Source organism: Sphingopyxis macrogoltabida (assembly GCF_001307295.1).
Taxonomy (GTDB): domain Bacteria; phylum Pseudomonadota; class Alphaproteobacteria; order Sphingomonadales; family Sphingomonadaceae; genus Sphingopyxis; species Sphingopyxis macrogoltabida_B.
On sequence record NZ_CP012700.1, the window covers coordinates 2,871,813 to 2,897,928 of the forward strand.

Sequence of the window (26,116 nt, forward strand, 5' to 3'; positions counted from 1 at the left end):
GGCCGTCGTAAAGGCTGCGCCGCAGGGGCGCCCGCCGCTTTTTTACCGCACTGTGGCGACTATGCCACGCCCTGCAAGCGCCCGAACCCGCGTCACCATTTCGTCGGCGCAGGATCGACGACGCGGAAACCGCCGGCGCCCACTTCGCTGACCTCGAGCGCGCGGAGCGCTATGCCGCGGTTGTTGAACCGGAAAATGCCGTCGATACCGCCGAACCCGTCCGTGGCGAGCAGCCGGCTTGCCGGGAAGCTCGTCCCCGGTTTCCAGTCGCGCGCGATGCGGACGGTCAGCAGCACCGAGTCGTAACCGAGGCTGGCGAGCCGGTACGGCGCCTTGCCGAACCGGGTGCGATATTTACCCGCGAGCTGGCCATAGAGCCCATCCGACACGCTGGCGAACCACGCGCCGCGCATCGCGGCATTGCTGCCGAGCGACGCCTCGGTGTTCCAGAGTTCGGTGCCGAGGATCTGCTTGTTGCCGCTGCTCTTGATCAGCGGCACGGCGCGGATCGCGGTACCGCCGCTGTCGGCGATCAGCACCGCATCCATCGCGCCGCCGCTGGCGAGCCGCCGCGCCGCACCCGACAGCGCGGTGGCGCTGCGGTCATAGCTTTCGACTGCGACCAGCGTCCCGCCGGCTTCGGTCACCGCAGTGCGGAAGGCGGCAGCCGAACGGTCGCCATAGACATTCTTGGGCACCAGCGCCCCGAAACGCGCATGGCCCTTGCCGCGCGCATAGGCGACGACGCGTTCGACCGACTGGCCGGGGACGAAGCCCATGATGAAGACGCCGTTGCCCGCGACGCTGCTGTCGTTCGAGAAGCTCAATACCGGCACCTTCGCGGCGCGCGCGATCGGCGCGACCGCCGCGACATCCTCGCTGAGCAGCGGGCCGAGGATCAGCTTGTTGCCGTCGGCGACCGCCTGCCGTGCCGCCGCAGCAGCGCCGAGCGCGGTGTCATAGGTGGTGATGCGGACCTTTTCGGTGCGCGAATCGAGCAGCGCCATCGTCGTCGCATTGGCGATCGCGGTGCCGACGTCGGCATTGGGGCCGGTCTCGGGGACCAGCAGCGCGACACGGTGACGATCGGTGTCGGTCGGCAGACCGGGACCGATGTCGTCGGCCGGGCGGTCGGGCGGCGGCGGGGTCGCCGGACCATTGGATTTGGGGACGACCTGACATGCCGCAAGCAGCCCTGCCATCGCCAGCGTCGTCATCGTGCGAAGCATTTTTCGCCGCGATGCCGCATTGGCTTGGCGCTCGATTGCAGTTTCTGCCATTTTCGGCGTCATGCCGGATTCGACCATCTCAGATTCTCCCTTGCCCGGACTCTATATCGTGGCGACGCCCATCGGCAACCTCGGCGACATCGGCGCGCGGGCGGCGGCGACCCTCGCCGCCGCCGACGTGATCGCGGCCGAGGATACGCGCGTGACCGCGAAGCTTCTCGCCCATCTGGGTTTGCGTGTGCCGATGACCCCCTATCATGATCATAGCGACGAACGCACCCGCGCAGCGCTGGTTGCGCGGATGGGGCATGAAGTCGTCGTTTTGGTGTCCGATGCCGGCACCCCGCTGATTTCGGACCCGGGCTACAAGCTCGTTCGCGATGCGCGCGCGGCGGGGCGACATGTCACCACCCTGCCCGGCCCCTGCGCCGCGATCGCCGCAATTACCCTGTCGGGCCTGCCAAGCGACCGCTTCCTGTTCGCGGGTTTCCTGCCGAACAAGGCAAAGGCGCGCGCCGATACGCTCGCCGAATTTGTCGGACTGCGCGCAACCCTCGTCTTTTACGAAAGCGGGCCTCGCCTTGCCGCGTCGCTCGCCGCAATGGCCGCAGCACTCGGCGACCGCGAGGCCGCCGTCGCGCGCGAGATCAGCAAGCTCTACGAGCAATGCGTCACCGGGACGCTGACCGAGCTCGCCGCGCGCTATGCCGATGCGCCGCCAAAGGGCGAGATCGTCGTCGTCGTCGGCCCGCCGGGCGAACAGGCAGCCGAGGAAGCCGACGACGCGACGCTCGACGCCGCGCTCGTCGAAGCAATGGCCGACAGGCCTGTCGCGCAAGCGGCAAAGGCGGTGGCGAAGCGCTTCGGACTCGACCGGCACGACGTTTATGCCCGCGCGCTGGCGCTTCGAGAGCAGACTTGAACCGCGCCGCCGCCGAAGCGCGCGGCCGCAAGGCCGAACGCCGCGCCGCATGGTGGCTGCGACTGCATGGCTGGCGCATCGTCGGCGAACGGCTGCGCGTTCCGGTGGGCGAGGTCGACCTCGTCGCGCGGCGCGGCCGCATCCTTGCCTTCATCGAGGTGAAGTGGCGCGACCGCGCCGAGGATCTCGATTTCGCGATCGACGAATATCGCCTGCGCCGCGTCGCCGCGGCCGCCGAAATCCTCCGCCATCGCCTCGCCCGACCCGATGATGACATACGGATCGACGTGATGCTGCTTGCGCCGAAGCGATTGCCTCGCCATCTGGTCCACGTCTGGCAGCCCTGACGGCGCCCAAGGAGAAGAAGATGACCCTGCGCGCAGCCGTGCAAATGGACCCGATGGCCGGCATCAACATCAATGGCGACAGCAGTTTCCACCTGATCCTGAAAGCGCTTGAGCGCGGGTACGAACTCTATCACTACGACGTTCGCGGCCTGACCTGGGAGGCCGGGCGGCTGACCACCAGGGCGCACCGCATCGTCGAGGCAAAGCGCGAAGCTGGCGATCACTACCGGTTCGGCGATCCGGTGACGCTCGACCTTGGCCGCGATATCGACGTCGTGCTGATGCGGCAGGATCCGCCCTTCGATCTTGGTTACCTCACCGGCACCTGGCTGCTCGAGCGAATCGCGGGCGAGACGCTGGTCGTCAACGACCCGGTATCCGTCCGCAATGCGCCGGAAAAAGTCTTCGTGCTCGACTTTCCCGAGTATATGCCGCCGACGATGGTCACGCGCGATCTCGACGCGGTGAAGGATTTTCAGGCGCGCCACGGCGCCGTCGTGGTCAAGCCGCTGCACGGCAACGGCGGCAAGGCGGTGTTCCGCATCGACGCCGACGGCAGCAATCTCGGCGCGCTGGTCGAACTCTTCGGACAGGTGTGGCCCGAACCCTTCATGGTCCAGCAATTCCTGCCGAGCGTCAGCAAGGGCGACAAGCGCATCGTCCTCGTCGACGGCGAGGTCGCGGGCGCGATCAACCGCAAACCCGGCGAGGGCGAATTCCGGTCGAACCTCGCGGTTGGCGGCTATGCCGAGGCCGCCGAATTGACGCCGCGCGAGCAGGAAATCTGCGACGTGCTGGGACCGCAACTGCGTGAGCGGGGGCTGGTCTTCGTCGGCATCGACGTGATCGGCGGCGAATGGCTCACCGAAATCAACGTCACCTCGCCCACGGGAATCGTCGCGATCGACCGCTTCAACAACAGCGATACGGCGGGAATGATCTGGGACGCGATCCTGCGACGGATCGGTTAGGCCATGATAAGCGTCATTGCGAGGAGCGAAGCGACGAAGCAATCCAGAGCGGTGTAAGGCCGCCCCTGGATTGCTTCGCTCCGCTCGCAATGACGAGGCTCTTTTAGAACATGACCGGCTTCATTCTCGATCTGATCCAGGGCTGGGGCTATGTGGGGATTTTCATCCTCATGTTCCTCGAAAACGTCTTTCCGCCGATCCCGTCGGAAGTGATCATGGGGCTCGGCGGCATCGCCGTTTCGCAGGGACGCTTCGATTTCTGGACCCTCGTCGCGGTCGCGGTCGCGGGCACGACCGCCGGAAACTGGGTCTGGTACGGGATTGGGCGCTGGATCGGCTATGAACGGCTGAAGCCCTTCATCGACCGCCACGGCCGCTGGCTGACGCTCGACTGGGACGAGGTCGAACGGCTGCACGCCTTTTTCCTGAAATATGGCCCCGCGATCATCTTTTTCGCGCGTTTCATGCCCGTCGCCCGCACGATGGTATCGCTGCCCGCCGGCATGGTGAAGATGAATCAGGCCAAGTTCCTGCTGTGGACCGCCGCCGGATCGACGATCTGGATCAGCGCGCTCGCCGGGGCGGGCAACTGGTTCGGCAAGCAGTTCGCCAATCTCGACGCGTTTATCGGCCCGGTGGCACTGATCGCGATCGGATCGCTGGTGCTGATCTATATCTGGCGGATCATCAACTGGAAGCCGAAGGCGCGCAGCGACTAGGATCAGGCGCGCGGGTGCGCGCTGCGATAGATATCGAGCAGATGCGCCGCATCGACCGCAGTATAGACCTGCGTCGAAGCGAGGCTCGCATGGCCGAGCAATTCCTGTAGACTGCGCAGATCGGCGCCTCCCGCCAGCAGGTGCGTTGCGAAGCTGTGGCGCAGCGCGTGCGGCGTCGTGCGTTCGGGCAACCCCAGCGCGCGGCGCGCGGCGCGCACATTCGCCCGCACCACGCCGGGCTGCAGCGGTCCGCCGCGCGCGCCGAGGAACAGCGCGTCATCCTTGCCGATCGGCCACGGACAGGCGGCGACATAACGCGCCACTGCGCCCGCCACAGAAGGCAGGATCGGCACGATCCGCGTCTTGTTCCGCTTGCCGGTGACGCGCAGCGTGTCGCCCAATGGCAGCACTCCACCCGTGAGTGACAGCGCCTCGCCAATGCGCAGCCCGGCGCCGTAGAGCAACAGCAGCAGCGCAAAATCGCGCGCGCCAGTCCAGCCTTGCCGGGCGTTATCCTCTACGTCCTGCGCGAGTTGGAGCGCTTCGGCGGGCGCGACCGGGCGCGGCAGGCCTTTTTTGACGCGCGGGCCGCGCAGTTGCGGCACCGAGGCCTGTGAGCCGCCGGTAAAGCGCAGGAAGCCGCGCAGCGCCGACAATTCGCGCGCCGCCGAGCTGTTGCCCAGCCCTTCCGCCCGCCGTTCCGCGAGATAAGCGCGCAAATCGTTCGCGGTCAGCGATGCCAGCATAGGCGCATCGACCCCGCCGCCGCGATGCACGGCAAGAAAGGCGCAGAACCGTTCGGCCGTCGCGACATAGGCGCGGCGCGTATGCTCCGACCGGCGCTTTTCATGCGCCAGATGGGCATCCCAGTCGCGGATGAGGTCTTGCGTCAAATCCGTCTCTCTCGCTCCGCTCGATGCGAACGGGTCGGGAGGGTTTACCCGGTTCGCACCACCTCGGAAAGAATGCTGTCGAGAAGCAATATTCCGTCGTCGGTGACCGATAGGCGGTCGCCGGTCTGCCGCATCAACCCTTGTTTCATGAGCCGCGCCGCTGCCTCCGAATCGACGAATGCCACGCGCGGCAAACCGCTTCGTGCTTCGATCCGCGTCAGGTCGACGCCCTCGGTGAGGCGCAGCCCCATCAGCAACGCCTCGGTGGCGCGCTCGTGCGATGGCAGGTCGCTTTCGTGCTTGAGGCCGTGGCCGTTCCGCTCGATCGCCGCGATGAAATTCTCGGGCTTCTTGTGCCGCTCGGTTGCCTGCCCCCGCCGCCGCCCGTGCGCGCCCGGCCCGATGCCCGCATAATCGGCGTAGTGCCAGTAAGCGAGATTGTGGCGGCTCTCCTCGCCCGGACGCGCATGGTTCGACACCTCGTAACGCGGCAGACCCGCGCCGCGGGTCATCGCCTGCGTCGCGTCGAACAGGTCGGCGGCTGTATCGCCGTCGGGGATGACGAGCGCGCCTTTCGCGACGAGGGTCGCGAAACGCGTGCCGGGTTCGATGGTGAGCTGATAGAGCGACAGATGGCCGGTGCCGAACGCCAGCGCCCCTTGCAACTCGGCCTCCCAAGCGGCGAGCGATTGCCCCGGCCGTGCGTAAATGAGGTCGAAGCTGACCCGATCAAACTGCGCCTGCGCCGCGGCGATCGCGCGCCGGGCTTCGTCGCCGCTGTGGGCGCGGCCAAGAAATTCAAGCACTTCGGTATCGAAGCTCTGGACGCCAATCGAAACGCGATTGACCCCCGCCGCGGCAAGATCGGCGAAGTTGGCGACCTCGACCGAATTGGGATTGGCTTCCAGCGTGATTTCGACATCGTCCGCGAGCCCCCACGTGCGATCCGCCGCCGCGATCACGGCGGCGACCGTTGCGGGCGGCATCAGACTGGACGTGCCGCCGCCGAAGAAGATCGACCCGACCCGACGCCCCGGCAACAGCGCCGCTTCGTGCCGCAGGTCGGCCAGCAGCGCGTCGCGCCAGACCGCCTGATCAACCGTCTCGCGGACATGGCTGTTGAAGTCGCAATAGGGGCATTTCGACACGCAAAACGGCCAGTGAACATAAAGGGCGAGCGGTTCGGTCATGCGAGGGGATATAGTGGCTGGAATGCGAAAGTCAGGCACGAGCCGAATTATCGTTCGTCGAACGCTCCAAGCGACATGACTTTACGCATGCGCCGAAGAATATCCTTCGCGCATTTCGAGAGGCTGACAACATAACAAACACCGGTCATCGGGCCGCTCCGATATGTCCCGCCTGCCAGATAAACCGTATAAATTGCTACCTTACGACCGCCGAGCTTGTCCCAGCCGACATTACTATCGCTTATTATGGAAAGACGTTTGTCGTCGCCCTCCATTGCCGGACGAAGTCCGGAATCCGAATCCAGCGCCGCACCCAATGCGGCATCAAGATTTTGCGATAGAGCATCGTCGCCCGTAAGCCTGATCTCCACCGGAAAACGGTCCTCTAGCGGTGTCGCATCGGCAGAAGCCGTTATCGCGATCACTATAAGAAGGGCGGTTGATAAAATCCTCATGGACGGAGCATCTTTCGATTGCGAAGCGATCGGCCCTAACCACTATGCGATCTGAAACGCCCCCGCGACCAGCTTCGCAAAGGCATCGGCGCGGTGGCTGATCCGATGCTTCTCCGCCGGGTCGATCTCTGCAAAAGTCAGAATGTTGCCGACCGGAACGAACACCGGATCGTAACCGAAGCCCAGCTTGCCGCGCGGCGGCCAGGTGAGATGGCCGTCGGCCCGGCCCTCGAAAACCTCGGCATGGCCGTCGGGCCAGGCGAGCGCGAGGGTGCAGATGAAGGCCGCGCTGCGGTCGACATCGGGCCCCTGTTCGGCGAGCAGGCCCTCGACCTTGCCCATCGCCATATACCAGTCGCGGCCCGGATTGCCTTCGAACCATTGGCGCTCGGCCCAGTCGGCGGTGTAGACGCCGGGCCGCCCGCCCAGCGCTGCGACCTCGAGCCCGCTGTCGTCGGCCAGCGCCGGCAATCCCGCCGCCGACGCACTGGCATGCGCCTTGAGCAGCGCATTGTCGCGGAACGTCTTGCCCGTCTCCTCTGGCTCGGGGAGCCCGAGGTCGCCCGCCGACACCGGATCGATCCCGAAGGGTTCGAGCAGTGCCCGGATTTCGCGCACCTTGCCGGCGTTATGGCTGGCGATGACGAGCTTTCCGGGTTCGAGTTTGCGGTGAGTCACAAGCGTCTCCAAACCTTCGTCATGCCGGACTTGATCCGGCATCCATTCCTGCGGCGAAGTCGTGGACCCCGGATCAAGTCCGGGGTGACGAAAAGAAAGTCAGCGCCCGACCGCCCCGTCCTGCGCCGCGAAAATTTCGCCGCAGCCGATGCGCGCGAGGCGGAGCAGGCGCAGCAGCCCTTCCTCGTCATAGGTGGCGCCTTCGGCACTCGCCTGCACCTCGACGATCCGGCCGCGGCCGGTCAGCACGAAATTGCCATCGGCCTCCGCAACCGAATCCTCGTCATAGTCGAGGTCGAGCACCGGCGTGCCCTTGTAGATGCCGCACGAAATCGCGCCGACCTTGTCCTCGATCGGATCCTCGGCGATCACCTTGTCGGCGAGCAGCTTGTCGACCGCAAGGCGCAGCGCGACCCAGGCGCCCGAAATCGACGCGGTGCGCGTGCCGCCATCGGCCTGCAAAACGTCGCAATCGATGACGATCTGGCGCTCGCCGAGCTTCTTCATGTCGACGACGGCGCGCAAGCTGCGGCCGATAAGCCGCTGGATTTCCTGCGTCCGCCCCGACTGCTTGCCCTTCGCCGCCTCGCGGCTGCCGCGCGTGTGCGTCGCGCGGGGCAGCATGCCATATTCGGCGGTCACCCAGCCCGAACCCTTGCCGCGCAGGAAGGGCGGCACCTTTTCGTCGACGCTCGCGGTGACCAGCACCTTGGTGTTGCCGAAGCTGACGAGCACGCTGCCCTCGGCATGGATGGTAAAGGCGGTTTCGATGCCGATGGAACGCATCTGGTCGGGGGCGCGGCCGGAAGGGCGCATGGGGTTTCTCCTGTCCTGTGTGGGGGCGCGCTTAGCGGCGCGGAGGGCGGTTGGCCAGAGCATAGCTTGCCCCCGGCCCTCCCCGTCCCTAAATCCATGCCATGACCACACCGCCGATCACCGAACTCACCACGCGCGCACGCGACGTGTTCCGGCTGGTCGTCGACGCCTATCTGGAAACGGGGCAGCCGGTCGGGTCGCGCACGCTGTCAAAGCTCGCGACGCTCAACCTGTCGCCCGCGTCGATCCGCAACGTCATGCAGGATCTCGAGGAATATGGCCTGCTCGCCAGCCCGCACACCAGCGCCGGGCGGCTGCCGACCGAACAGGGGCTGCGCCTGTTCGTCGACGGCATGATGCAGGTCGCCGAACCGAGCGCCGAGGACCGGGCGCAGATCGAGGCGAGCCTGTCCGATGCAGGCCCGATTGAAAGCGCGCTGGCGCAGGCGACGTCGGCATTGTCGGGGCTGTCGGCGTGCGCCGGCCTTGTCCTTGTTCCCAAGCATGAGCGGGTGCTCAAGCAGGTGGCGTTCGTGCCGCTGTCGGCGACCCAGTCGCTCGTCGTCCTTGTCGCCGGCGACGGCGCGGTCGAGAATCGCGTCATCGAAATCCCGCCGGGGCTCAACCCCTCGGCGCTCGTCGAGGCGGGCAATTATATCAGCGCGATGCTCTCGGGCCTGACGCTGGCGGAAGCACAGGCGCGCGTGCGGCACGAGATCGAGGCCGAACGGATCGCGATCGATCGCGCAGCGCAGGATCTGGTGTCGCGCGGCCTTGCCATCTGGTCGTCCGACGGCGCCGACCGGCCGGTGCTGATCGTGCGCGGGCAGGCGAACCTGCTCGACGAAAGCGCGCTCGGCGACCTCGACCGCGTCCGCCAACTGCTCGACGAACTCGAAACCAAACAGGACATCGCCGGGCTGCTCGACAGCGCGCGCGAGGGCAGCGCGACGCGTATTTTCATCGGGTCGGAGAATAAGCTCTTCTCGCTGTCGGGATCGTCGGTTATCGCCGCGCCCTATCGCGGCAGCGACGGGCGCGTGGTCGGCGTGGTGGGGGTAATCGGCCCGACACGCTTGAACTATGCGCGTATCGTTCCCATGGTGGATTTCACCGCTCAATCGCTCTCCAGACTGATACGATAGGTTTATGACGAACAACGAAAACGACACGCCCGTCCAGGACGACGCGCTGACCCCCGAAAATGTCGCGGCCGAAGCCGATGCGACCGAGGCCGTCGCGGGCGAAAACGACGAAGTGGCAAAACTCGCCGAACAGGTCGCGGCGCTGCAGCAGGACCTGCTCTATGCCCGCGCCGAGACGCAGAATGTCACGCGCCGCAAGGACAAGGAAATCGCCGACGCGCACGCCTATGCGTCGACGAAATTCGCGCGCGACATCCTCTCGGTCGCCGACAACCTTGGCCGCGCGCTCGCCGCGCTCAGCGAGGAACAGCGCGCCGACGAGGCGATCAAGCCGCTGATCACCGGGCTCGAAGCGACCGAGCGCGAGTTGCTGAGCGTCTTCGAACGCAACGGCATTACTCGCATCGCCGCGGTCGGCCTGCCGCTCGACCCCAACCAGCATCAGGCGATGCTCGAAATCCCGAGCGACAAGGCACCCGGCACGATCGTGCAGGAAATGCAGGCGGGCTATATGATGAAGGACCGCCTGCTGCGCCCGGCGATGGTTGGGGTGGCGAAGGCGGGGTAATCCGCCCCTCGTGAGCCCCGGCGAAAGCCGGGGTCCATGACGACTTGATCAAACGTCGAATGTCAACGCCGTGGGCCCCGGCTTTCGCCGGGGTGCGTGTAACCTCAGGCCGCCTTGCGCATCTTCGCCAATTTCTTCAGCACCATATCGCGCTTCAGCCGCGACAGATGGTCGATGAAGAGGATGCCCTCCAGATGATCGTGCTCGTGCTGGATACACGTCGCCATCAGCCCGGTCATCCGTTCCTGATGATGATTGCCGTCCTCGTCCTGCCAATCGACGGTGACCTCGGCGGGGCGCGTCACATCGGCATATTGCTCGGGCACCGACAGGCAGCCTTCCGAATAGACGCTATGCTCCTCGCTCTCGTCCGAAAAGACGGGATTGATGAAGACGCGCGGAGTGCGGATGATCCGCTTGCCCTCTTCATCTTCGGGGTCGAGTTCCTGCAGGTCGATGACGAGGATACGCTTCGGCACCGCGACCTGGATCGCGGCGAGCCCGATGCCGGGGGCGTCGTACATCGTCTCGAACATGTCGGCGACCAGCGTCTTCAATTCGGCGTCGAACGTCTCGACCGGCTTCGAAATGACGCGCAGCCGCGGATCGGGGGTCTCTATGATGGGTAGAATGGCCATGGGTGCGAGGTATGATCGCAGGGGCGCGGGGTCAAGGGGCTGGTGGCGCCTCGCATTCGAGGATCAATTCGTCCGTCGGGATGACATAGCCACCAAACAAACAGTCTGGTTCCTGACAACCGCCGGCAATCGCCCAGTCCTCATAGCGCTTCATTGACTTCCGGCCGGAAACCGCCTCCCCGTCCACTTTTTGCAACGTGAATTCAATCATCCGGCGGTCGAACATTCCCGTCTCATTCTCCGAAATCGCCTGCTTGCGCACATAGGCTCGCTGCCACAGGTCGAGATTTCCCACGCAATGGCTGGCGGCAAGCTTGCGTTCGAGCTTCGCAATTTCGGCATCGTCGGGCTGAAAGCCGTCAGTGGATGAACATGCGGAACAGGCGATAAACGCCGCTACGGCAAATTTACGCCTCAACTCTTCCTCCCCGCTAGCCCACCGGCCTTCTTGCGCGCAGCGCCTGCGCCAGCGTCCCCTCGTCGAGATAATCCAGTTCACCGCCCACCGGCAGACCATGCGCGAGTTGGGTCAGCCGGACCGGATAGCCCTCGAGCCGCTCGGCGAGATAATGGGCCGTGGTCTGTCCCTCCAGCGTCGCGTTCATCGCCAGCACGACCTCGTCGATGCCGCCCGCGGCGACGCGCGCGACGAGGGTATCGATGCTGAGGTCCTGCGGGCGCACGCCTTCCAGCGCCGACAGGCGGCCGCCAAGGACATGATATTTACCGGGGAACAGCCGCGACTTGTCGAGCGCCCAGAGGTCGGACACCTCCTCGACGACGCATAGCGACCGCGCATCGCGGCGCGGGTCGGCGCAGATCGCGCACGGGTCCTGCGTGTCGACATTGCCGCAGATGCCGCAGGTCACCAGCCGTTCGGACACAGTCTGGAGCGCCGCGAGCAAGGGCGCGAAGCTGCTTTCGCGCTTCTTCATCAGATGCAGCACCGCGCGGCGCGCCGACCGGGGGCCTAGGCCCGGGAGACGGGCGAGTTGCTGGACGAGCGCTTCGATTTCGGTGGAGGCCATGGGGTTGTGGTAGTGGGTGTGCAATCGGTGCACAATATCCCTCCCTCGTCACCCCGGACTTGATCCGGGGTCTATCCAACGGCCGCGATGATGGATGCCGGATCAAGTCCGGCATGACGAAGAGTGGTGCGTTAACCTTGCACGTCGCCGCATCCTCCGCCAAAGCGCCTGCCCATGCGCATCGCCTTCATGGGAACGCCGCCCTTTGCGGTGCCGACGCTCGCCGCGCTCCACGCGGCGGGGCACGATATCGTCGCGGTCTACACCCAGCCGCCGCGCCCCGCGCAGCGCGGCAAGAAATTGCAGAAGAGCCCGGTGCAGGTCTGGGCCGAGGAACATGGCCTGCCCGTCCGCACGCCGCGGAGCCTGAAGGACGAGACGGCACAGGCCGAATTCGCCGCGCTCGACCTCGATGTCGCGGTGGTCGCCGCCTATGGCCTGATCCTGCCGCAGGCGGTGCTCGCTGCCCCGCGCGAGGGGTGCCTGAACGTCCATGGCTCGATCCTGCCGCGCTGGCGCGGCGCGGCGCCGGTGCAGCGCGCGATTCTGTCGGGCGATAGCGCCACGGGCGTGACGATCATGCAGATGGACATCGGGCTCGACACCGGCGCGATGCGGCTGATCGAGACGACGCCGGTCGCGGGCAAGACCGCCGGAGAACTGACCGGCGAACTCGCCGAGATGGGCGCGCTGATGATGCGCCGCGTGCTGAGCGACCTGCATGCCTTCATCCCCGAACCGCAGCCCGAGGACGGGGTCACCTATGCGGCCAAGATCGACAAGAGCGAGGCGCGGCTCGATTTCCTGGTGAGCGCGGTGCAGGCCGAACGGCAAATTCGCGCCTTCAACCCGGTGCCCGGCGCCTTTTTCGAGCTGGAGGGCGAGCGGTACAAGATCCTCGCGGCGGAGGTCGTGCATCCGTCGGAAGCCGTGGCGGGCGCCGTCCCCGGCGTGACCACGGACGACAATCTGACCATCGCCTGCAACCCCGGCGCGATCCGCGCGACACGCGTCCAGCGTGCCGGCAAGCCCGCGATGGACACCGCCGAACTGCTGCGCGGCCGCGCGATTGCCAAGGGCGCGCGGCTAACCTGATCCCGTTCGCATCGAGCGAAGTCGAGATGCCCATCGGCGTCGAGCAAGGTCGCGGGGTGTCTCGACTTCGCTCGACACGAACGGCTAATGGGCGGCAATGACAAGATTTGCCCTCACGATCGAATTCGACGGCCGCCCCTTCATGGGCTGGCAGCGGCAGAGCCACGGGCCGAGCGTCCAGCAGGCGCTGGAAGAGGCGGTCACGCGCATCACCGGCGAAGCGGCCGCAGTCCACGGCGCGGGCCGCACCGACGCCGGGGTCCATGCGATCGCGATGCGCGCGCATGTCGATATCGAAAAGCCGATCCAGCCGTTCCGGTTGATGGAGGCGCTCAACGCGCAGCTTCGCCCGGCTCCCGTCGCGGTGCTCGCCTGCGCCGAGGTGGCGGGCGACTGGCACGCGCGCTTTTCGTGCATCGGGCGCGCCTATGAATATCGCATCGTCAACCGCCGTGCGCCGCTGACCTGGGACAAGGGGCTGTCGTGGCAGTTCGCCAGGCCGCTCGACGCCGAAGCGATGCACGGCGCCGCGCAGGCGCTGGTCGGGCGGCATGACTTCACGACCTTTCGCTCGGTGCATTGCCAGGCCGACAGCCCGGTCAAGACGCTCGACAGGATCAGCGTCAGCCGCCACGGCGACGAGATCATCATCGAAACCGCGGCGCGGAGCTTCCTTCACCATCAGGTGCGCTCGATGGTCGGCTGCCTCAGCATGGTCGGCGAAGGAAAATGGTCGGCGCGCGATCTCAAAGCCGCGCTCGAGGCCGCCGACCGCAGCGCGCTGGGGCTGAACGCGCCGCCCGACGGGCTCTATTTCGTCGAGGCGAAATATCCCTGAACGCCGTACTTCATACTTCGTCACCCTCGAACGAGACACGTGGCTCGTTCGACTTGATCCGGGGTCCAGGACTTCCGACGCAGCGATGGATGCCGGATCAAGTCCGGCATGACGAAGGGAATGCGCAAACAAAAAAGGGCGGCCCTTGCGGGACCGCCCTCTCTTTCCCCTTTTTGGAAAGCCTGCGTCAGAGCGCCTTTTCGGCGTAATAAAGCGGCGCATGTTCGTTGAGGATCTGGAGGATCTTCGCCTGCGCCGTCTTTTCGTCGCTTTCCTCCATCGCGCCGAGTTCGCGCGCGAGGCGGCTCGACGCCGCTTCGAAGATCTGGCGCTCCGAATAGCTCTGTTCGGGCTGGTCGTCGGCGCGGAACAGGTCGCGGGTCACTTCGGCAATCGACACGAGGTCGCCCGAGTTGATCTTCGCTTCATATTCCTGCGCGCGGCGCGACCACATAGTGCGCTTGACCTTCGGCTTGGTTGTCAGCACCTGCAGCGCTTCCTTCAGCGTCTTGTCCGACGACAGCTTGCGCATCCCGACGCCTTCCGCCTTGTTCGTCGGCACGCGAAGCGTCATCTTTTCCTTTTCGAAGCGGAGGACATAAAGTTCAAGCTGCATTCCCGCGATTTCGGACTTTTGCAGCTCGATGACGCGCCCCACGCCATGTTTGGGATAAACGACATAATCACCGACTTCGAACAAAAGCGTGTTCGCCGACATGCAAATTCCTTTCTGCTGCCTTGACCGCGGCTGGAAACTGCGACAACACCGGTGCATCCCGCCCTCCGGTTTGAGGGCGATCAGCAATTCGGGCGGCGCTAGCCAGTCAGAGTGGCAAGGGATATGGCTCCATAGGAACGCCGAATGTGCCCCAGCCCAAGTGGCGGGAAGAGGCAGAATGTCGGCGTGTTGTTATTAATTATAACAGATTCGCAACAAAATTGCCACCCCTGCGCGGAAATGCGTCGGGGCGATGGGTTGACGCCCGTTCCCACCCGTTTCAGGTTGAAACGAAACAGAGATAGGGAGCCGTCATGAAAGATCAAATCTGGTGGATTACCGGGGCTTCGTCGGGAATCGGCGCGGCGCTGGCGCGCGCGCTGGCGGCGCGCGGCGCCAAGCTGATCCTGTCGGGGCGCAATGTCGCCGCGCTCGAGGCGGTGGCGAAGGATTGCGGCGCCGGGACGATGATCCTGCCGTTCGAGGCAACCGACTATGCCGCGATTCCCGCGCTTGCCGAGCAGGCGTGGAACTGGTGCGGACGCATCGACGGGCTGGTCAACAATGCCGGCATTTCACAGCGCAGCCTGGCGATCGAAACCGATTTCCCGGTCTATGAACGGATCGTCGCGGTCGACCTGCTCGCACCGATCGCGCTGACGCAGGCGCTGCTGCCGCGGATGGTCGGCGCCGGCGGCGGGCAAATCGTCGCGATATCGAGTGTCGCGGGAATCGCGGGTGTGCCGCTGCGCAGCGCCTATTGCGCCGCGAAGCACGGGCTGATCGGCTATCACGACAGCGTGCGGGCGGAGAATGAGCACCTCGGACTGAAGGTCCTCGTCGTCGCGCCGGGATCGGTCGCGACCAACGTCAGCCGCAATGCGCTGAACGCCGACGGCAGCGTGCGCGGGGAAAGCGACGCCGTGATCGACAACGGCCTGTCGCCCGATTTCGCGGCGAAGCAGATCCTCGATGCCGTCGCGGCAGGCACACGCGAGCTGGTGGTCGCCGAAGGCGCCGAAGCCGCAACCGCCGCGCTGCGGCGCAGCGACCCCGACGCGCTGTTCGACCGGATGAGCGCGATGGTGCAGGCGGGCTATGCGCAGCAGATGAAGGCGACATCGGCGTCGTGAAGGACGGCCTGCGGCTGGTTTTTGCCGTTTGGGCCAACCTTACCCGTTCGCATCGAGCGAAGTCGAGATGCCCCTCAGGCTGGGCGTAAGGCCGACGGGTGTCTCGACTTCGCTCGACACGAACGGAAATAGAGGACGGTCAGGAATCCACCCCAAAGCCGAAAAGAAAAAGCCCCGCCGGATCGCTCCGGCGGGGCTTTTCTTTGCCCGCGAAGGCCGCGCGGCTTATGCCGCGCCGTGCGCCAGTGCCGCGAGGAGCAGGATCGCCACGATGTTGGTGATCTTGATCATCGGGTTGACCGCCGGGCCCGCGGTGTCCTTGTACGGATCGCCGACGGTGTCGCCGGTGACCGCGGCCTTATGGGCCTCGCTGCCCTTGCCGCCGTGGTTGCCGTCTTCGATATATTTCTTCGCATTGTCCCACGCGCCGCCGCCCGAGGTCATCGAGATGGCAACGAACAGCCCGCCGACGATCACGCCGAGCAGCAGCGCGCCGAGCGCTTCGAGCGCCGCAGCCGGACCGGCAACCGCGCGGATCACGAAATAGACGACGATCGGCGCGAGCACCGGGAGCAGCGACGGAACGATCATTTCCTTGATCGCCGCCTTGGTGACGAGGTCGACGGTGCGGGCGTAGTCGGGGCGGCTGGTGCCGTCCATGATGCCCTTGTTGTTCGCGAACTGGTCGCGAACGTCCTTCACCACGTCGCCCGCCGCACGGCCGACCGCGGTCATGCCCATCGCACCGAAGAGGTACGGCAGGAGCGCGCCGAGCAGCAGCCCGACGATGACATAGGGCGACGACAGCGAGAAGGTCAGCGGCGCGTCGATGCCGAGCTTCGCCGAATATTCGGCGATGTCGGCGGTGTAGGTGCCAAACAGCACCAGCGCCGCGAGGCCCGCCGAACCGATGGCGTAACCCTTGGTCACCGCCTTGGTCGTGTTGCCCACTGCGTCGAGCAGGTCGGTCTTTTCACGAACCGAATCGTCGAGGCCCGCCATTTCGGCGATGCCGCCGGCGTTGTCGGTGACCGGGCCATAGGCGTCGAGCGCGACGACCATACCGGCAAGCGCGAGCATCGCGGTGGCCGCGAAGGCGATGCCGATGATGCCGGCGGTCTGATAGGCGACGATGATGCCGACGCAGATGACGAGTGTCGGCAGCGCGGTCGATTCAAGGCTGATGGCAAGGCCCTGGATCACATTGGTGCCGTGGCCCGTTTCCGATGCCTTGGCGATGCTGCGCACCGGACGATAGTTGGTGCCGGTGTAATATTCGGTGATCCAGATGATCAGCCCGGTGATGACGAGCCCGAGCAGCGAGCAATAGAAAAGGTCGCTGCCGTTGAATTCGGTGCCCGTGATGTTGGTGCTCATGTCGCCGCCGAGCGCATAGCTGGTCGAGAACCAGATCGCCGGGATCGACAGGACGGCGGTGACGAGGAAGCCCTTGTACATCGCGCCCATGACGTTGGTCCCGCTGCCGAGACGGACGAAATAGGTCCCGATGATCGAGGTGATGATGCACACGCCGCCCATCAGCAGCGGCAGCGTCATCAGCGGGACGAGCATGTCGCCGGCCCCCTTCAGCAGCAGCGCGATCAGCACCATGGTGGCGCCGACGGTCACGACATAGGTTTCGAAAAGATCGGCCGCCATGCCGGCGCAGTCGCCGACATTGTCGCCGACGTTATCGGCGATCACCGCCGGGTTGCGCGGATCATCCTCGGGAATTCCGGCCTCGACCTTGCCGACGAGGTCGGCGCCGACGTCGGCGGCCTTGGTGAAAATGCCGCCGCCGAGGCGCGCGAAGATCGAGATGAGCGAAGCGCCGAACGCCAGCGCGACGAGCGCGTCGACGACGGTGCGATCCTCACCGCCGACGGTGTAGCCGCCGGGACCGACGAGGTACCAGAAGAAGACCGAGATCGCGAGGAGCGCGAGGCCCGCCACGAGCATGCCGGTGATCGCGCCGGCGCGGAACGCCATGGTCAGGCCCGCCTGCAGGCCCGTCTGCGCCGCGGCCGCGGTGCGGACGTTCGCCTTCACCGAGATGTTCATGCCGACGAAGCCGGCAACCCCCGACAGGACGGCACCGATGACGAAGCCGGTCGCCGAGATCGGGCCGAGGAAGACCCCGACCAGCACGGCGACGACGACGCCGACGATGGCGATGGTACGATATTGGCGGCCCAGATAGGCCTTGGCGCCTTCCTGGATGGCGCCGGCGATTTCCTGCATCTTTTCATTCCCCGCCGATGCGCTGAGCACCTGCCGCGAGGTAATGAATCCATAGAGCACGGCCAAAAGGCCGCACGCTATCGCGATCAAAACCGGATTCATGCGTGACTGTTCCTTCCCCATGAGAAGGGCGACGCAGAAGTTAGCAGTCGAGCACGTCCGACGTATTGTTGCCGGTTCGCTCTCTCCCCTGATGCGACCGCCCCAAATTTGGACGCCGAGTTATGGGAAGAAAGAATGCGACACGCAACCCCGGTTATTCGGCAATTTTCCGAGGTTTCGCGCTCAGTGCATGAAACCGAGACGCTCGGGCAGCGCGATCCGCTGCGCGCGGTCGATCAGGATGATTCCCTCGCCCACCCCAGCATGACCGATCGGCGTCGCGGCAACGTCGAGCGCCGCGGCGATCTCGCGAATGCTCGCTGCCGCGGCCGGGTCGGCAGCAAAGAGAAGCTGATAATCGTCGCCCGCGGTCGCCGCAGCGAGCCGCGTGTCGAGCACGTCGGGCCGCACCGCGAGCAGCGCCGCCGACAGCGGCAGCGATTCGAGTCTCAGGGTGAGCTGGCACTCGCTCGCCGCCGCCATGCGTTCGGCATCGATCAGCAGGCCGTCGGACACGTCCATCATCGCATGGACATGGGGCACGACCGCCTGACCGAAGGTCAGTTGCGGCTGCGGGCGGCGATAGGCGGCAAGACAGGTCTCGTTCGGTTCGACCTGCCCCAGCCGCATCGCGAGGCCGAGCCCGGCGTTGCCGATCGTCCCCGTCACCCAGAGCTGGTCGCCCGGCCGCATCCCGGCGCGCGACGGCGCGCCGCCCGCGGGCGCGCGGCCGATCGCGGTGAGGCCGAAGCTGCGCGGTGCTCCGGCGGGGGCCCGCACCGTGTCGCCGCCGATCAGGATGATCCCGAAACGGCGCATGACGCTGTCGAGTCCCTCGACAAAAGCCGCATCCCACGCGTCGTCGCCGAGGCTGTAGCCGATGAGCACGCCGATCGGCGCCGCGCCCTTCGCGGCGAGATCGGAGAGGTTCACCGCGACCAGTTTCCATGCGACGTCCTGCGGCGTGTCGTCGGGAAGAAAGTGGATACCCTCGACGATCATGTCGTGGGTGAGGACCAGCCCCTCCCACTCCGCCGCATCGTCGGCGAGCCCACGCGCGGCCGGGTCGGTCGCGATGGCGCGCAGGCGGGCGATGAAATCGGCTTCGCTCATATCACCCTCTCGTTTCGATGCGGGTCTATCTGTCCGTTCGTGTCGAGCGAAGTCGAGACACCCATCGAGCTAGCGCCAAGCCGATGGGCATCTCGACTTCGCTCGATGCGAACGGATATCTTATGCGCTGGTTCCCCGCACCGACTTCCCGATCGCATCGAGCAGCCCGTTCGCGAACCCGGCCTCGCGCGTGTCGAAAAACGCCTTGGCAACGTCGACATATTCGCTGACCACCGCGCCGATCGGCACATCGCCGCGCGCGATCAGTTCATAGGTGCCGGCGCGCAATATCGCCTTCATCGTCCGGTCGAGCCGCTCCATCGTCCAGCCGCTGGCCAGTCGGGCGGTGATCGCCGCGTCGACTTCGGGCAGCCGCGCGAGCGCGCCCTTCACGATATCGTCAAAGAAGGACAGGTCGGCATCGGCATATTCGGCGTCCTCGATGATCGCGCCGATCCGGTGCTGGTGAAATTCATGGATCAGCTTGGCGACCGGCGTCGCTTCCATCTCGTGCTGGTAAAGCGCCTGCACGGCGGCGAGGCGGGCGGCGGAGCGGGACTGGGCGCGTTTATTCATCGTTCTTTTCTTAGCTGAGACGCTGGCTGACCGAAAGCGCGTGCGCGGGAAGCCCCTCGGCCCCGGCCAGCGCGACCGCGGCCGGTCCGATCGCGGCAAGACTGGCTTCGTCGAGCGCGAGGAAGCTGGTGCGCTTCATGAAGTCAGTGACCGACAGCCCGCTCGAAAAACGGGCGCGGCGACCGGTCGGCAGCACATGGTTGGGACCCGCGACATAATCGCCGATCGCTTCGGGCGTGTGGCGGCCGAGGAAGACCGATCCCGCGTGGCGGACCCTGGCGAACAGCGCGTCGGCTTCGGCGGCGTCGACCGCAAGCTCGAGATGCTCGGGCGCGAGGCGATCGCAGAGCGGGATCGCATCGGCGAGCGTCGGGACGACGACGATCGCGCCGTTGGCATCCCAGCTTTCGCGCATCGTCGCTGCGGTCGACAGGGTCGGGATGATCGCATCGACAGCGGCGGCGACCGCATCGGCGAACACCGCGTCGTCGGTGAACAGGATCGACTGGCTGGTCGGATCATGCTCGGCCTGACTCAAAAGGTCGGCGGCGATCCGGCGCGCGTCGTTCTGCGCATCGGCGACGACGACGATCTCGCTCGGCCCCGCGACCATGTCGATGCCGACGACGCCGTAAAGCTGGCGTTTCGCCTCGGCGACCCAGGCATTGCCGGGGCCGGTGACGACGTCGACCGGCGCGATCCGGCCGGTGCCATAGGCGAGCGCCGCGACCGCCTGCGCGCCGCCGACGCGCCATATCTCGTCGACTCCGCCGATATGCGCCGCCGCCATCACGACCGGATTGGTCTCGCCGCGCGGGGTCGGAGTCATCATAACAATACGGCCGACCCCCGCGACCTTGGCGGGCAGGATGTTCATCAGCACCGACGAGGGATAGGCGGCGCGGCCGCCCGGCACATAGACCCCCGCCGCATCGACGGCGTTCCACCGCGCGCCGAGCCGCGCGCCGCTGTCGTCGCGATAATCGCGGTTTTCGGGAAGCTGCGCGGCATGATAGGCGCGGATGCGCGCAGCAGCGAGGTTCAGCGCATCGCGCAGCTCGGGCGTCAGCGCATCATAGGCCGCGGCGCATTCGTCTTTCGAGATGCTCCAGCCGCTCGCGTCCAAATCGAAGCGATCGAACTTCGCGGTGTAATCGGCAAGCGCCGCGTCGCCCTCGGCCTTCACCCGCGCGACGATCGCCGCGACATCGGCCGATACGTCGGACGCGCTCTCGCGCCGGTCGTTCACTAGCGCGTCGAACGCGGCCGCAAAGCCGGGCGTCGAAGCGTCAAGCCGCCGCATTGCCCGCCGCCTGCCGGAATTTCTCGACCAGCGCCGGAACTTCGGTCGAACGCAGCTTGAAGGCGGCGCGGTTGACGATCAGCCGCGCCGACACCTCGCTGATCACCGTCTGCTCGGCGAGCGCATTTTCGACGAGCGTGCGCCCGGTCGAAACAAGGTCGACAATGTGCGATGCGAGTCCGAGCTTCGGGGCGATCTCCATCGCGCCGTTCAATTTTATGCATTCGGCCTGGATGCCATGCCCCTCAAACCAGCGGCGGGTGATCGCGGGATATTTGGTCGCGACGCGAATGTGGCTGGCGCCGAGTCCGGGCGGTGCGCTGCCTTCGGGTCCCGCGAGCGACAGGCGGCAATGGCCGATACCAAGGTCGACCGGCGCATAAAGCTCGGAATAGTCGAACTCGTCGATGACGTCGGAGCCGACGATGCCGAGCTGCGCCGCGCCATGTGCCACGAACGTCGCGACGTCGAAGGCGCGCACCCGGATCAGCGAGATGTGCGGCTGGTTCGTCGCGAACACCAGCGCGCGGCTTTTCTTGTCGAAGAAATCCGCCGCAGGCTCGATGCCGACCGCTGCCAGCAGCGGCAGCGCCTCGTCGAGAATCCTCCCTTTCGGGATGGCAAAGATGATCGGTTCGGGCATAAGCGCGCCAGCCCATAAGCGGCGGCGGGAGAAAGGGCAATGAGCGAGCGCTATCAATTGGTGGACATGGCTGAGACCGGGCCTGCGGCGGTGCGCACCGCCCTTGCCAATCAGGTCGCCTATTGCCGCGCCAACGACGCCCCGGTGACCGCGCGCGTCGTCGCGGCGCTCGCCGCGCTGCTCGACAAGCCTGCGACCGATTTCGCGCGGCGGATCGCCGACTGGGACGGCATGCCGCTCGCCGACGCGCTGCCGCTGCGTGCCGCCGGCGGCATCCACGCCCTGCACCTGTCGGGCACGGCGAGCGAGCTCGCACCAATCTATGCCAATGCCGAAGACATCAACGACGCCGCGATCGTCGCGGGGGTCGTGCGGCGGCACGAAGCGGCGTTGCTGCCCTGGCTCGACGGCCCGCCGCAGACCAACGAGGCGGGGCGCTCGTCGAACTTTGTCGCGGCGATGCTCTGGCTGGTCGAGCAGGGCCTGCCGCCGCGCTTTCAATGTCTGGAGATCGGGTCGAGCGCCGGGATCAACCTGATGCTGGACCGCTATCACTACGATCTTGCCGGGGTGCAGGTCGGGCCGCAACCGGGCGTGATGGCCTTCACCCCCGAATGGCGCGGCATGCATCCGCCGCAGCACAAGATCGCGTTCGAGAGCCTCAAGGGCTGCGACGTCGCGCCCGTCGACCTGACCGATCCGGCGCAGGCGCTACGGCTCAAGGCCTATATCTGGCCCGAGCATGACGTCCGGTTCGCGCGCATGGAGGCCGCGGTCGCCGCGGCGCGCGCGAAGAAGCCCGATCTCGTCCACATGAACGCCGCCGACTTCGTCGAGGCCGAGCTGGCGAAGCCGCAGGCGGCGGGGACGACGCGCGTGCTGATGCATTCGATCGTCTGGCAATATGTTCCCGCCGACCAGCAGGCGCGGGTAACCGCCGCGATGGAGGCGGCCGGCAGCGCCGCCACCCCGGACCGGCCGCTCGCCTGGATCGCGCTCGAGGCGAACCGGACGCTGCACCGCCACGAACTGATCCTGCGTTATTGGCCCGGCGGCGATACGCCGCAGATGCTGGGTCATGCCCATCCGCATGGCGCGTGGATCGAGTGGCTGGCGAAGCCGTGAGAACCGGTTCGGCACCGCAAGCCATTGGTTCGCTGGAAATTTGACGGGCGCCATTCGCGGCGCATAGGGTATCGCCTCCTTGCACTGGAGGTCATCCGATGCGTGTTGTTGCCGGCTTGTCTGTCCTTGCTGCCGCCCTTTGCCTCGCCCGGCCGGTCGCGGCGGCCGAGGCTGCGCCCGACGTACCGTGGAGCGCGGCTGCGACCACACAGGTCGTAACCGAGGATCGCCGTTTCACCAGCGGCGACGCTGAACTGGCGGGAACGCTCTATCTACCGCGCAGCGACAAGCCCGTGGCCGCGATCGTCGTCACCCACAGCGCCTCGTCGCCGCTCGGCAATGCATCGCTCTACGATCATCTGAAAGCAATGCTGCCCGCGCTCGGCATCGCCGTCTTCACCTATGACCGGCGCGGCTCGGGACAGTCGGGGACCCAGGATGCGGGCGGCAATTTCACCACACTTGCCGACGATGCGATCGCTGCGGTGCAGAGCCTGAAAAGCGATCCGCGCATCGACGCCAAACGGATCGGGACATGGGGACTGAGCCAGGGCGGCTGGATCTCCCCGTTGGCGGCGTCGCGCAGCGGCGATATCGCGTTCGTAATTTCGGTGTCGGCTCCCGTCGTCACCGCCGACGTCCAGATGATCTTCTCCTCGACCAATCATCTGCGCGCCAACGGCTATCCGCAGGCGGACATCGACCAGATGGTCGCGACGCGCCAGGCGGTCGACGACTATATGCGCGGCACCGCGAGCCGGGAGGCGGCGCAGCGCCGGGTCGACGCCGCGAAGACAAAGCCATGGTTCAAATATCTCTACATGGGCGAAACGGTTCGCGACCGCGCGGTTTCGGGCTGGCGCAAGGAGATCGAGAACGATCCGCTGACCAATTTGACCGCCGTCACCGTGCCGACGCTCGTCCTCTATGGCGCGAACGATGCGGTGGTGCCGGTCGCCGAGTCGGTCGAACGGCTGAGGTCCGTCGCCGGACGGATGCCCGAAATGGCGGTCCATGTCGTCGCCGCCGCCGACCATGCGATGCAGGTCTCGGCCGACGAGAAAATTTCGCTCGACCCGAAATATGACGGGACCGAGCAGGCGGACTCGCCCGAATATATCGCAGTGCTAACGGCCTGGCTGGCCCGGCGCGGGTTTATCGCCGGTTAGAGCCGGGCTTCGAGCTGCGCGAGCAGTTCCTGCACCGGGGTGACCGCCTGCGGCGTGTCCCACCCCGCCTCCAGCGCCGCGACGCGCTCGAACAGCCGCTCGCTCGCCGCGATGATGCGCCGGATCGCGGAGTCGAAGCCGAGGCACACGCTCCAGTCGGCGGCAACAGGCTCGCCGATCCGCGCCGCGCTGTCATTCGGGCCGGCGCCCGGATCGCCCGCGATCATCGCGCGGCGGTGGAGCAGCCATGCGATGATGTGCATCAACCGCGTCGTCGTCTTCAGCGATTCGCACGCAAGGCCGACGAGGTGCAGGCTGTCGCGTCCGCCCGCGATCTGCCCCCCTTCGATCCGGCCAAGATCGCGCTGCACCGCGAATGCCGCGTGGGCCTCGTCGGCGAGCAGCATCGCTTCGACATAGAGATTTTCAACCTGGGCACGCTGTACCGGCAGACCGAACGCCATCATCTTCCCTTGTCCCCGACTTGCCGAACAGGAGATGCCATGCCGCGCCCGCCCGGGGCAATGGCGCTAACCATCTTTAACCGGCAGGCGTGCCATAATGGTCATGCGGATGGCGGCTTTGGCGGCGGTGAGCGGACGTTGCCTATCTTACCTTCGTCATCCCGGACTTGATCCGGGATCCACTGCGGCGTCGAAGTCATGGACCCCGGATCAAGGCCGGGGTGACGAAGAAGGAAATGTCCGCAACCGGTCGGGAACGCTCGATCACCGCCGTCGGGGTTCCGCCTCAGGCGATGATGTCGGGAAGCAGTTGATCCTCGCACCATGCGATTTCGTCGCGCAGGCGCAGTTTGCGCTTCTTGAGCCGCGCGAGTTGCAGTTGATCGGGAACAGTCGCATCGCCGAGCGCGATGATCGCGGCATCGAGGTCCCGATGTTCGATGCGAAGCAGTTCGAGGCGCTGGGTGATTTCTTCGGGGTTCACGCCCGCCCTCCTGCCATGAACACGGCCCGTCCGCAACGGGGACCGGCTCGGCGAATCGCCACGACATTCGGCGCGATTCGTGATTTACTCGGCCCTGCCAATCGAGTCGAAAAGGAGAATGGCCAATGAGCAGCTCGCACCTTTCCGCCCTGAAGTCCCGTCACGCGGACCTCGACGAGAAAATTGCGAATGAAGAGCGCCGACCCGCCCCCGACATGGCCGTGCTGGCGCAGATGAAAAAGCAGAAATTGAGAATCAAGGAAGAGATGGTGACGATCGCCTGATCGATCGTCCGGCCGCTACCGCCCGCTGGTCACGATCAGCGTCGGCGGTAGATGGCCTTGTCAGGCTTGCCGAGCCGGGAAAGATGCGGCGGCAAATCCTGTTTCTGAACCACCTGACGACGTACCGCTTGCGGATTGACCGCCCGGTCGAACGCAACGCCGAACTTGCCTTCACCGACCCAGACGATGCGCCCCGGCACCGCGCCGACGTTGCGCAGTTCGACTTCGATCGTTGTGCCCTCGGCGACCCGCGCCGGGCTTTCGGCCAGCATGCCGCCAGCCGACAGGTTACGAACGCGGACAAGGATCGGTCCGGCATGTCCCGGAATCGCCAGCGCCGCCTGCATGAACAGGCTGTCGCGATCGGCGCCGCGCGACAATGCAGCGACTTCTTCATCCAAAGAGACTGGTCCGCGCGAATCCATCTGCAACCCGTTCCTCGCTAGCGTGAGGCGACGAATCTAAAATGGAGCCCTTGCCGAAACGTAAAGGGACGGTGCGGAAAACGCCGGACCGAAATCCGGCAGTGCGCAGCCGCGCGTCAATCCTCGCGCGAAATCCGCTCGTTCCGCTCGTGACGTTCCTGCGCCTCGAGCGTCATCGTCGCGATCGGGCGCGCCTGGAGGCGAGCAAGCGAGATCGGTTCGCCGGTCACCGCGCAATAGCCATATTCGCCCTCATCGATGCGGCGGATCGCCGAATCGATCTTGGCGATCAGCTTGCGCTGGCGGTCGCGGGTGCGGAGCTCGATCGCCCAGTCGGTCTCGCTCGACGCGCGATCCGCCAGATCGGGTTCGCGGAGCGGGCCGTCCTGCAGATGGGCGAGGGTCGATTCCGCCTCGGTCAGGATCGACTTCTTCCATGCGAGCAATAGGCCGCGGAAATATTCCTGCTGCCGCTCATTCATGAACTCTTCGTCGTCGCGGGGAATATAGTCCGAATCGAGGTTCGATTTGGCTTCGCGGAGCGCGTCGGCACCAACGTCGGCAATCTGGGTTGGCATAAGGGCCTTCCGCGTCCTTTCCTGTCGCCTGGTCGCCGAGGATGACGATCCAGGGATTGCGCCGCGCCTATAACCAGCCACCGGTTACGACACAAGCGCCGAAGCATGGCCATGCTCCGCGTCCGGTGAAGCGCGGCTGAACCAGTGCCGGCAAGGGCGATTCTGGACGCCCCCTCCTGCGCGCCCGAACTCGCCCGAATAGGGCCGGAAGTTAACTATCTGCATA

General features: G+C 66.0%; 31 protein-coding genes. 12 read left to right on the forward strand and 19 right to left on the reverse strand.

What is annotated here, in order from left to right:
- Window positions 1-92: 92 nt before the first annotated feature.
- The gene (locus AN936_RS13395) at window positions 93-1,280 is read right to left on the reverse strand and encodes a penicillin-binding protein activator (protein WP_054590286.1); all 1,188 of its coding nucleotides are present in this window, start codon (window positions 1,278-1,280) and stop codon (window positions 93-95) included.
- A gap of 10 nt (window positions 1,281-1,290) precedes the next feature.
- Here AN936_RS13395 and rsmI point away from each other — a divergent pair, with 10 nt between their 5' ends.
- The 4 genes from rsmI (at window position 1,291) to AN936_RS13415 (ending at window position 4,188) form a co-directional block, all read left to right on the forward strand.
- Window positions 1,291-2,151, forward strand: coding sequence for a 16S rRNA (cytidine(1402)-2'-O)-methyltransferase (gene rsmI / locus AN936_RS13400; RefSeq protein WP_054588573.1), 861 nt, complete (start codon window positions 1,291-1,293; stop codon window positions 2,149-2,151).
- Window positions 2,148-2,498, forward strand: a complete 351-nt coding sequence (locus AN936_RS13405) for a YraN family protein (RefSeq protein ID WP_054588574.1) — start codon at window positions 2,148-2,150, stop codon at window positions 2,496-2,498. The genes rsmI and AN936_RS13405 overlap by 4 nt, the downstream gene beginning before the upstream one ends.
- Window positions 2,499-2,518: 20 nt before the next feature.
- A complete protein-coding gene (gene gshB / locus AN936_RS13410; RefSeq protein ID WP_054588575.1) occupies window positions 2,519-3,469 on the forward strand; it encodes a glutathione synthase in 951 nt (316 codons plus the stop codon).
- A 110-nt stretch (window positions 3,470-3,579) separates the two neighbouring features.
- Window positions 3,580-4,188 carry a DedA family protein gene (locus AN936_RS13415; protein ID WP_054588576.1) on the forward strand — a complete coding sequence of 203 codons (609 nt, stop codon included), beginning with the start codon at window positions 3,580-3,582 and terminating at the stop codon, window positions 4,186-4,188.
- Between the two features lie 2 nt (window positions 4,189-4,190).
- Here AN936_RS13415 and AN936_RS13420 read toward each other — a convergent pair whose 3' ends face one another.
- The 5 genes from AN936_RS13420 to rph are packed head-to-tail and all read right to left on the reverse strand — an operon-like array spanning window position 4,191 to window position 8,220.
- Window positions 4,191-5,081 carry a tyrosine recombinase XerC gene (locus tag AN936_RS13420; RefSeq protein ID WP_054588577.1) on the reverse strand — a complete coding sequence of 297 codons (891 nt, stop codon included), beginning with the start codon at window positions 5,079-5,081 and terminating at the stop codon, window positions 4,191-4,193.
- Between the two features lie 44 nt (window positions 5,082-5,125).
- On the reverse strand, window positions 5,126-6,271 hold the full coding sequence (hemW, locus tag AN936_RS13425) for a radical SAM family heme chaperone HemW (protein ID WP_173585662.1): 1,146 nt from the start codon (window positions 6,269-6,271) through the stop codon (window positions 5,126-5,128).
- A gap of 47 nt (window positions 6,272-6,318) precedes the next feature.
- Window positions 6,319-6,726 carry a hypothetical protein gene (locus AN936_RS13430; protein WP_054588578.1) on the reverse strand — a complete coding sequence of 136 codons (408 nt, stop codon included), beginning with the start codon at window positions 6,724-6,726 and terminating at the stop codon, window positions 6,319-6,321.
- A 42-nt stretch (window positions 6,727-6,768) separates the two neighbouring features.
- The gene (gene rdgB, locus AN936_RS13435; protein WP_054588579.1) at window positions 6,769-7,446 is read right to left on the reverse strand and encodes an RdgB/HAM1 family non-canonical purine NTP pyrophosphatase; all 678 of its coding nucleotides are present in this window, start codon (window positions 7,444-7,446) and stop codon (window positions 6,769-6,771) included.
- A 57-nt stretch (window positions 7,447-7,503) separates the two neighbouring features.
- Complete coding sequence (gene rph / locus AN936_RS13440) at window positions 7,504-8,220, reverse strand: ribonuclease PH (RefSeq protein WP_054588580.1); 717 nt, start codon at window positions 8,218-8,220, stop codon at window positions 7,504-7,506.
- Between the two features lie 101 nt (window positions 8,221-8,321).
- Here rph and hrcA point away from each other — a divergent pair, with 101 nt between their 5' ends.
- Window positions 8,322-9,365 carry a heat-inducible transcriptional repressor HrcA gene (gene hrcA / locus AN936_RS13445; RefSeq protein WP_054588581.1) on the forward strand — a complete coding sequence of 348 codons (1,044 nt, stop codon included), beginning with the start codon at window positions 8,322-8,324 and terminating at the stop codon, window positions 9,363-9,365.
- Window positions 9,366-9,369: 4 nt separating this feature from the next.
- Window positions 9,370-9,933: a nucleotide exchange factor GrpE gene (gene grpE / locus AN936_RS13450; protein ID WP_054588582.1), complete on the forward strand. Its 564-nt coding sequence runs from the start codon at window positions 9,370-9,372 to the stop codon at window positions 9,931-9,933.
- 104 nt (window positions 9,934-10,037) lie between these two features.
- Here grpE and def read toward each other — a convergent pair whose 3' ends face one another.
- The 3 genes from def to recR are packed head-to-tail and all read right to left on the reverse strand — an operon-like array spanning window position 10,038 to window position 11,599.
- On the reverse strand, window positions 10,038-10,571 hold the full coding sequence (gene def, locus AN936_RS13455) for a peptide deformylase (protein WP_054588583.1): 534 nt from the start codon (window positions 10,569-10,571) through the stop codon (window positions 10,038-10,040).
- A 31-nt stretch (window positions 10,572-10,602) separates the two neighbouring features.
- The gene (locus AN936_RS13460; RefSeq protein ID WP_054588584.1) at window positions 10,603-10,989 is read right to left on the reverse strand and encodes a hypothetical protein; all 387 of its coding nucleotides are present in this window, start codon (window positions 10,987-10,989) and stop codon (window positions 10,603-10,605) included.
- Between the two features lie 13 nt (window positions 10,990-11,002).
- Window positions 11,003-11,599 (reverse strand): recombination mediator RecR, encoded by a 597-nt coding sequence (gene recR / locus AN936_RS13465; RefSeq protein ID WP_054588585.1) that lies wholly within the window; start codon window positions 11,597-11,599, stop codon window positions 11,003-11,005.
- A 174-nt stretch (window positions 11,600-11,773) separates the two neighbouring features.
- On the opposite strand from recR, the gene fmt reads away from it, so the two are divergent.
- On the forward strand, window positions 11,774-12,694 hold the full coding sequence (fmt, locus tag AN936_RS13470; RefSeq protein ID WP_054588586.1) for a methionyl-tRNA formyltransferase: 921 nt from the start codon (window positions 11,774-11,776) through the stop codon (window positions 12,692-12,694).
- Window positions 12,695-12,791: 97 nt separating this feature from the next.
- Window positions 12,792-13,532 (forward strand): tRNA pseudouridine(38-40) synthase TruA, encoded by a 741-nt coding sequence (truA, locus tag AN936_RS13475; protein WP_054588587.1) that lies wholly within the window; start codon window positions 12,792-12,794, stop codon window positions 13,530-13,532.
- A gap of 187 nt (window positions 13,533-13,719) precedes the next feature.
- Here truA and AN936_RS13480 read toward each other — a convergent pair whose 3' ends face one another.
- Window positions 13,720-14,250 carry a CarD family transcriptional regulator gene (locus AN936_RS13480; RefSeq protein WP_054588588.1) on the reverse strand — a complete coding sequence of 177 codons (531 nt, stop codon included), beginning with the start codon at window positions 14,248-14,250 and terminating at the stop codon, window positions 13,720-13,722.
- A 314-nt stretch (window positions 14,251-14,564) separates the two neighbouring features.
- Here AN936_RS13480 and AN936_RS13485 point away from each other — a divergent pair, with 314 nt between their 5' ends.
- Window positions 14,565-15,383 carry an SDR family NAD(P)-dependent oxidoreductase gene (locus AN936_RS13485; RefSeq protein ID WP_054588589.1) on the forward strand — a complete coding sequence of 273 codons (819 nt, stop codon included), beginning with the start codon at window positions 14,565-14,567 and terminating at the stop codon, window positions 15,381-15,383.
- Between the two features lie 225 nt (window positions 15,384-15,608).
- Here AN936_RS13485 and AN936_RS13490 read toward each other — a convergent pair whose 3' ends face one another.
- The 5 genes from AN936_RS13490 to hisG all read right to left on the reverse strand — a co-directional run bounded on the left by AN936_RS13490 (window position 15,609) and on the right by hisG (window position 21,361).
- Window positions 15,609-17,726 (reverse strand): sodium-translocating pyrophosphatase, encoded by a 2,118-nt coding sequence (locus tag AN936_RS13490; RefSeq protein ID WP_054588590.1) that lies wholly within the window; start codon window positions 17,724-17,726, stop codon window positions 15,609-15,611.
- 183 nt (window positions 17,727-17,909) lie between these two features.
- Window positions 17,910-18,839, reverse strand: a complete 930-nt coding sequence (gene thiL, locus AN936_RS13495; protein ID WP_054588591.1) for a thiamine-phosphate kinase — start codon at window positions 18,837-18,839, stop codon at window positions 17,910-17,912.
- A 120-nt stretch (window positions 18,840-18,959) separates the two neighbouring features.
- A complete protein-coding gene (gene nusB / locus AN936_RS13500) occupies window positions 18,960-19,415 on the reverse strand; it encodes a transcription antitermination factor NusB (protein ID WP_054588592.1) in 456 nt (151 codons plus the stop codon).
- Between the two features lie 10 nt (window positions 19,416-19,425).
- A complete protein-coding gene (hisD, locus tag AN936_RS13505; RefSeq protein ID WP_054588593.1) occupies window positions 19,426-20,718 on the reverse strand; it encodes a histidinol dehydrogenase in 1,293 nt (430 codons plus the stop codon).
- On the reverse strand, window positions 20,705-21,361 hold the full coding sequence (gene hisG, locus AN936_RS13510) for an ATP phosphoribosyltransferase (RefSeq protein WP_054588594.1): 657 nt from the start codon (window positions 21,359-21,361) through the stop codon (window positions 20,705-20,707). Before hisG ends, hisD begins: the two co-directional genes overlap by 14 nt.
- A gap of 39 nt (window positions 21,362-21,400) precedes the next feature.
- Here hisG and AN936_RS13515 point away from each other — a divergent pair, with 39 nt between their 5' ends.
- Complete coding sequence (locus tag AN936_RS13515; protein WP_054588595.1) at window positions 21,401-22,486, forward strand: DUF2332 domain-containing protein; 1,086 nt, start codon at window positions 21,401-21,403, stop codon at window positions 22,484-22,486.
- 98 nt (window positions 22,487-22,584) lie between these two features.
- A complete protein-coding gene (locus AN936_RS13520) occupies window positions 22,585-23,655 on the forward strand; it encodes an alpha/beta hydrolase family protein (protein WP_054588596.1) in 1,071 nt (356 codons plus the stop codon).
- On the opposite strand, the gene AN936_RS13525 is transcribed toward AN936_RS13520, so the two are convergent.
- Together AN936_RS13525 and AN936_RS13530 are read right to left on the reverse strand one after the other, a co-directional pair.
- Window positions 23,652-24,122, reverse strand: coding sequence for a DUF1465 family protein (locus AN936_RS13525; protein ID WP_234715570.1), 471 nt, complete (start codon window positions 24,120-24,122; stop codon window positions 23,652-23,654). The two genes, AN936_RS13520 and AN936_RS13525, sit on opposite strands and share 4 nt — an antisense overlap.
- Before the next feature lie 283 nt (window positions 24,123-24,405).
- Window positions 24,406-24,603, reverse strand: a complete 198-nt coding sequence (locus AN936_RS13530) for a YdcH family protein (RefSeq protein ID WP_054588598.1) — start codon at window positions 24,601-24,603, stop codon at window positions 24,406-24,408.
- Between the two features lie 125 nt (window positions 24,604-24,728).
- Between AN936_RS13530 and AN936_RS24190 the strand changes: the two genes are divergently transcribed.
- A complete protein-coding gene (locus AN936_RS24190; RefSeq protein ID WP_082395422.1) occupies window positions 24,729-24,887 on the forward strand; it encodes a YdcH family protein in 159 nt (52 codons plus the stop codon).
- A 35-nt stretch (window positions 24,888-24,922) separates the two neighbouring features.
- Here AN936_RS24190 and AN936_RS13535 read toward each other — a convergent pair whose 3' ends face one another.
- Together AN936_RS13535 and dksA are read right to left on the reverse strand one after the other, a co-directional pair.
- The gene (locus AN936_RS13535; protein ID WP_234715571.1) at window positions 24,923-25,288 is read right to left on the reverse strand and encodes a PilZ domain-containing protein; all 366 of its coding nucleotides are present in this window, start codon (window positions 25,286-25,288) and stop codon (window positions 24,923-24,925) included.
- A gap of 140 nt (window positions 25,289-25,428) precedes the next feature.
- Window positions 25,429-25,890, reverse strand: coding sequence for an RNA polymerase-binding protein DksA (dksA, locus tag AN936_RS13540; RefSeq protein WP_054588600.1), 462 nt, complete (start codon window positions 25,888-25,890; stop codon window positions 25,429-25,431).
- Between the last annotated feature and the right edge of the window lie 226 nt (window positions 25,891-26,116).

Coding starts and splice junctions, on each gene's coding strand:
- AN936_RS13395 (WP_054590286.1), bottom strand. CDS start 1,280: ATGGCAGAAACTGCAATCGAGCGCCAAGCCAATGCGGCATCGCGGCGA.
- rsmI (WP_054588573.1), top strand. CDS start 1,291: ATGCCGGATTCGACCATCTCAGATTCTCCCTTGCCCGGACTCTATATC.
- gshB (WP_054588575.1), top strand. CDS start 2,519: ATGACCCTGCGCGCAGCCGTGCAAATGGACCCGATGGCCGGCATCAAC.
- AN936_RS13415 (WP_054588576.1), top strand. CDS start 3,580: ATGACCGGCTTCATTCTCGATCTGATCCAGGGCTGGGGCTATGTGGGG.
- hemW (WP_173585662.1), bottom strand. CDS start 6,271: ATGACCGAACCGCTCGCCCTTTATGTTCACTGGCCGTTTTGCGTGTCG.
- AN936_RS13430 (WP_054588578.1), bottom strand. CDS start 6,726: ATGAGGATTTTATCAACCGCCCTTCTTATAGTGATCGCGATAACGGCT.
- rdgB (WP_054588579.1), bottom strand. CDS start 7,446: ATGCCGGATCAAGTCCGGCATGACGAAGGTTTGGAGACGCTTGTGACT.
- rph (WP_054588580.1), bottom strand. CDS start 8,220: ATGCGCCCTTCCGGCCGCGCCCCCGACCAGATGCGTTCCATCGGCATC.
- hrcA (WP_054588581.1), top strand. CDS start 8,322: ATGACCACACCGCCGATCACCGAACTCACCACGCGCGCACGCGACGTG.
- grpE (WP_054588582.1), top strand. CDS start 9,370: ATGACGAACAACGAAAACGACACGCCCGTCCAGGACGACGCGCTGACC.
- def (WP_054588583.1), bottom strand. CDS start 10,571: ATGGCCATTCTACCCATCATAGAGACCCCCGATCCGCGGCTGCGCGTC.
- recR (WP_054588585.1), bottom strand. CDS start 11,599: ATGGCCTCCACCGAAATCGAAGCGCTCGTCCAGCAACTCGCCCGTCTC.
- fmt (WP_054588586.1), top strand. CDS start 11,774: ATGCGCATCGCCTTCATGGGAACGCCGCCCTTTGCGGTGCCGACGCTC.
- truA (WP_054588587.1), top strand. CDS start 12,792: ATGACAAGATTTGCCCTCACGATCGAATTCGACGGCCGCCCCTTCATG.
- AN936_RS13480 (WP_054588588.1), bottom strand. CDS start 14,250: ATGTCGGCGAACACGCTTTTGTTCGAAGTCGGTGATTATGTCGTTTAT.
- AN936_RS13485 (WP_054588589.1), top strand. CDS start 14,565: ATGAAAGATCAAATCTGGTGGATTACCGGGGCTTCGTCGGGAATCGGC.
- AN936_RS13490 (WP_054588590.1), bottom strand. CDS start 17,726: ATGAATCCGGTTTTGATCGCGATAGCGTGCGGCCTTTTGGCCGTGCTC.
- thiL (WP_054588591.1), bottom strand. CDS start 18,839: ATGAGCGAAGCCGATTTCATCGCCCGCCTGCGCGCCATCGCGACCGAC.
- nusB (WP_054588592.1), bottom strand. CDS start 19,415: ATGAATAAACGCGCCCAGTCCCGCTCCGCCGCCCGCCTCGCCGCCGTG.
- hisD (WP_054588593.1), bottom strand. CDS start 20,718: ATGCGGCGGCTTGACGCTTCGACGCCCGGCTTTGCGGCCGCGTTCGAC.
- hisG (WP_054588594.1), bottom strand. CDS start 21,361: ATGCCCGAACCGATCATCTTTGCCATCCCGAAAGGGAGGATTCTCGAC.
- AN936_RS13515 (WP_054588595.1), top strand. CDS start 21,401: ATGAGCGAGCGCTATCAATTGGTGGACATGGCTGAGACCGGGCCTGCG.
- AN936_RS13520 (WP_054588596.1), top strand. CDS start 22,585: ATGCGTGTTGTTGCCGGCTTGTCTGTCCTTGCTGCCGCCCTTTGCCTC.
- AN936_RS13525 (WP_234715570.1), bottom strand. CDS start 24,122: ATGATGGCGTTCGGTCTGCCGGTACAGCGTGCCCAGGTTGAAAATCTC.
- AN936_RS24190 (WP_082395422.1), top strand. CDS start 24,729: ATGAGCAGCTCGCACCTTTCCGCCCTGAAGTCCCGTCACGCGGACCTC.
- dksA (WP_054588600.1), bottom strand. CDS start 25,890: ATGCCAACCCAGATTGCCGACGTTGGTGCCGACGCGCTCCGCGAAGCC.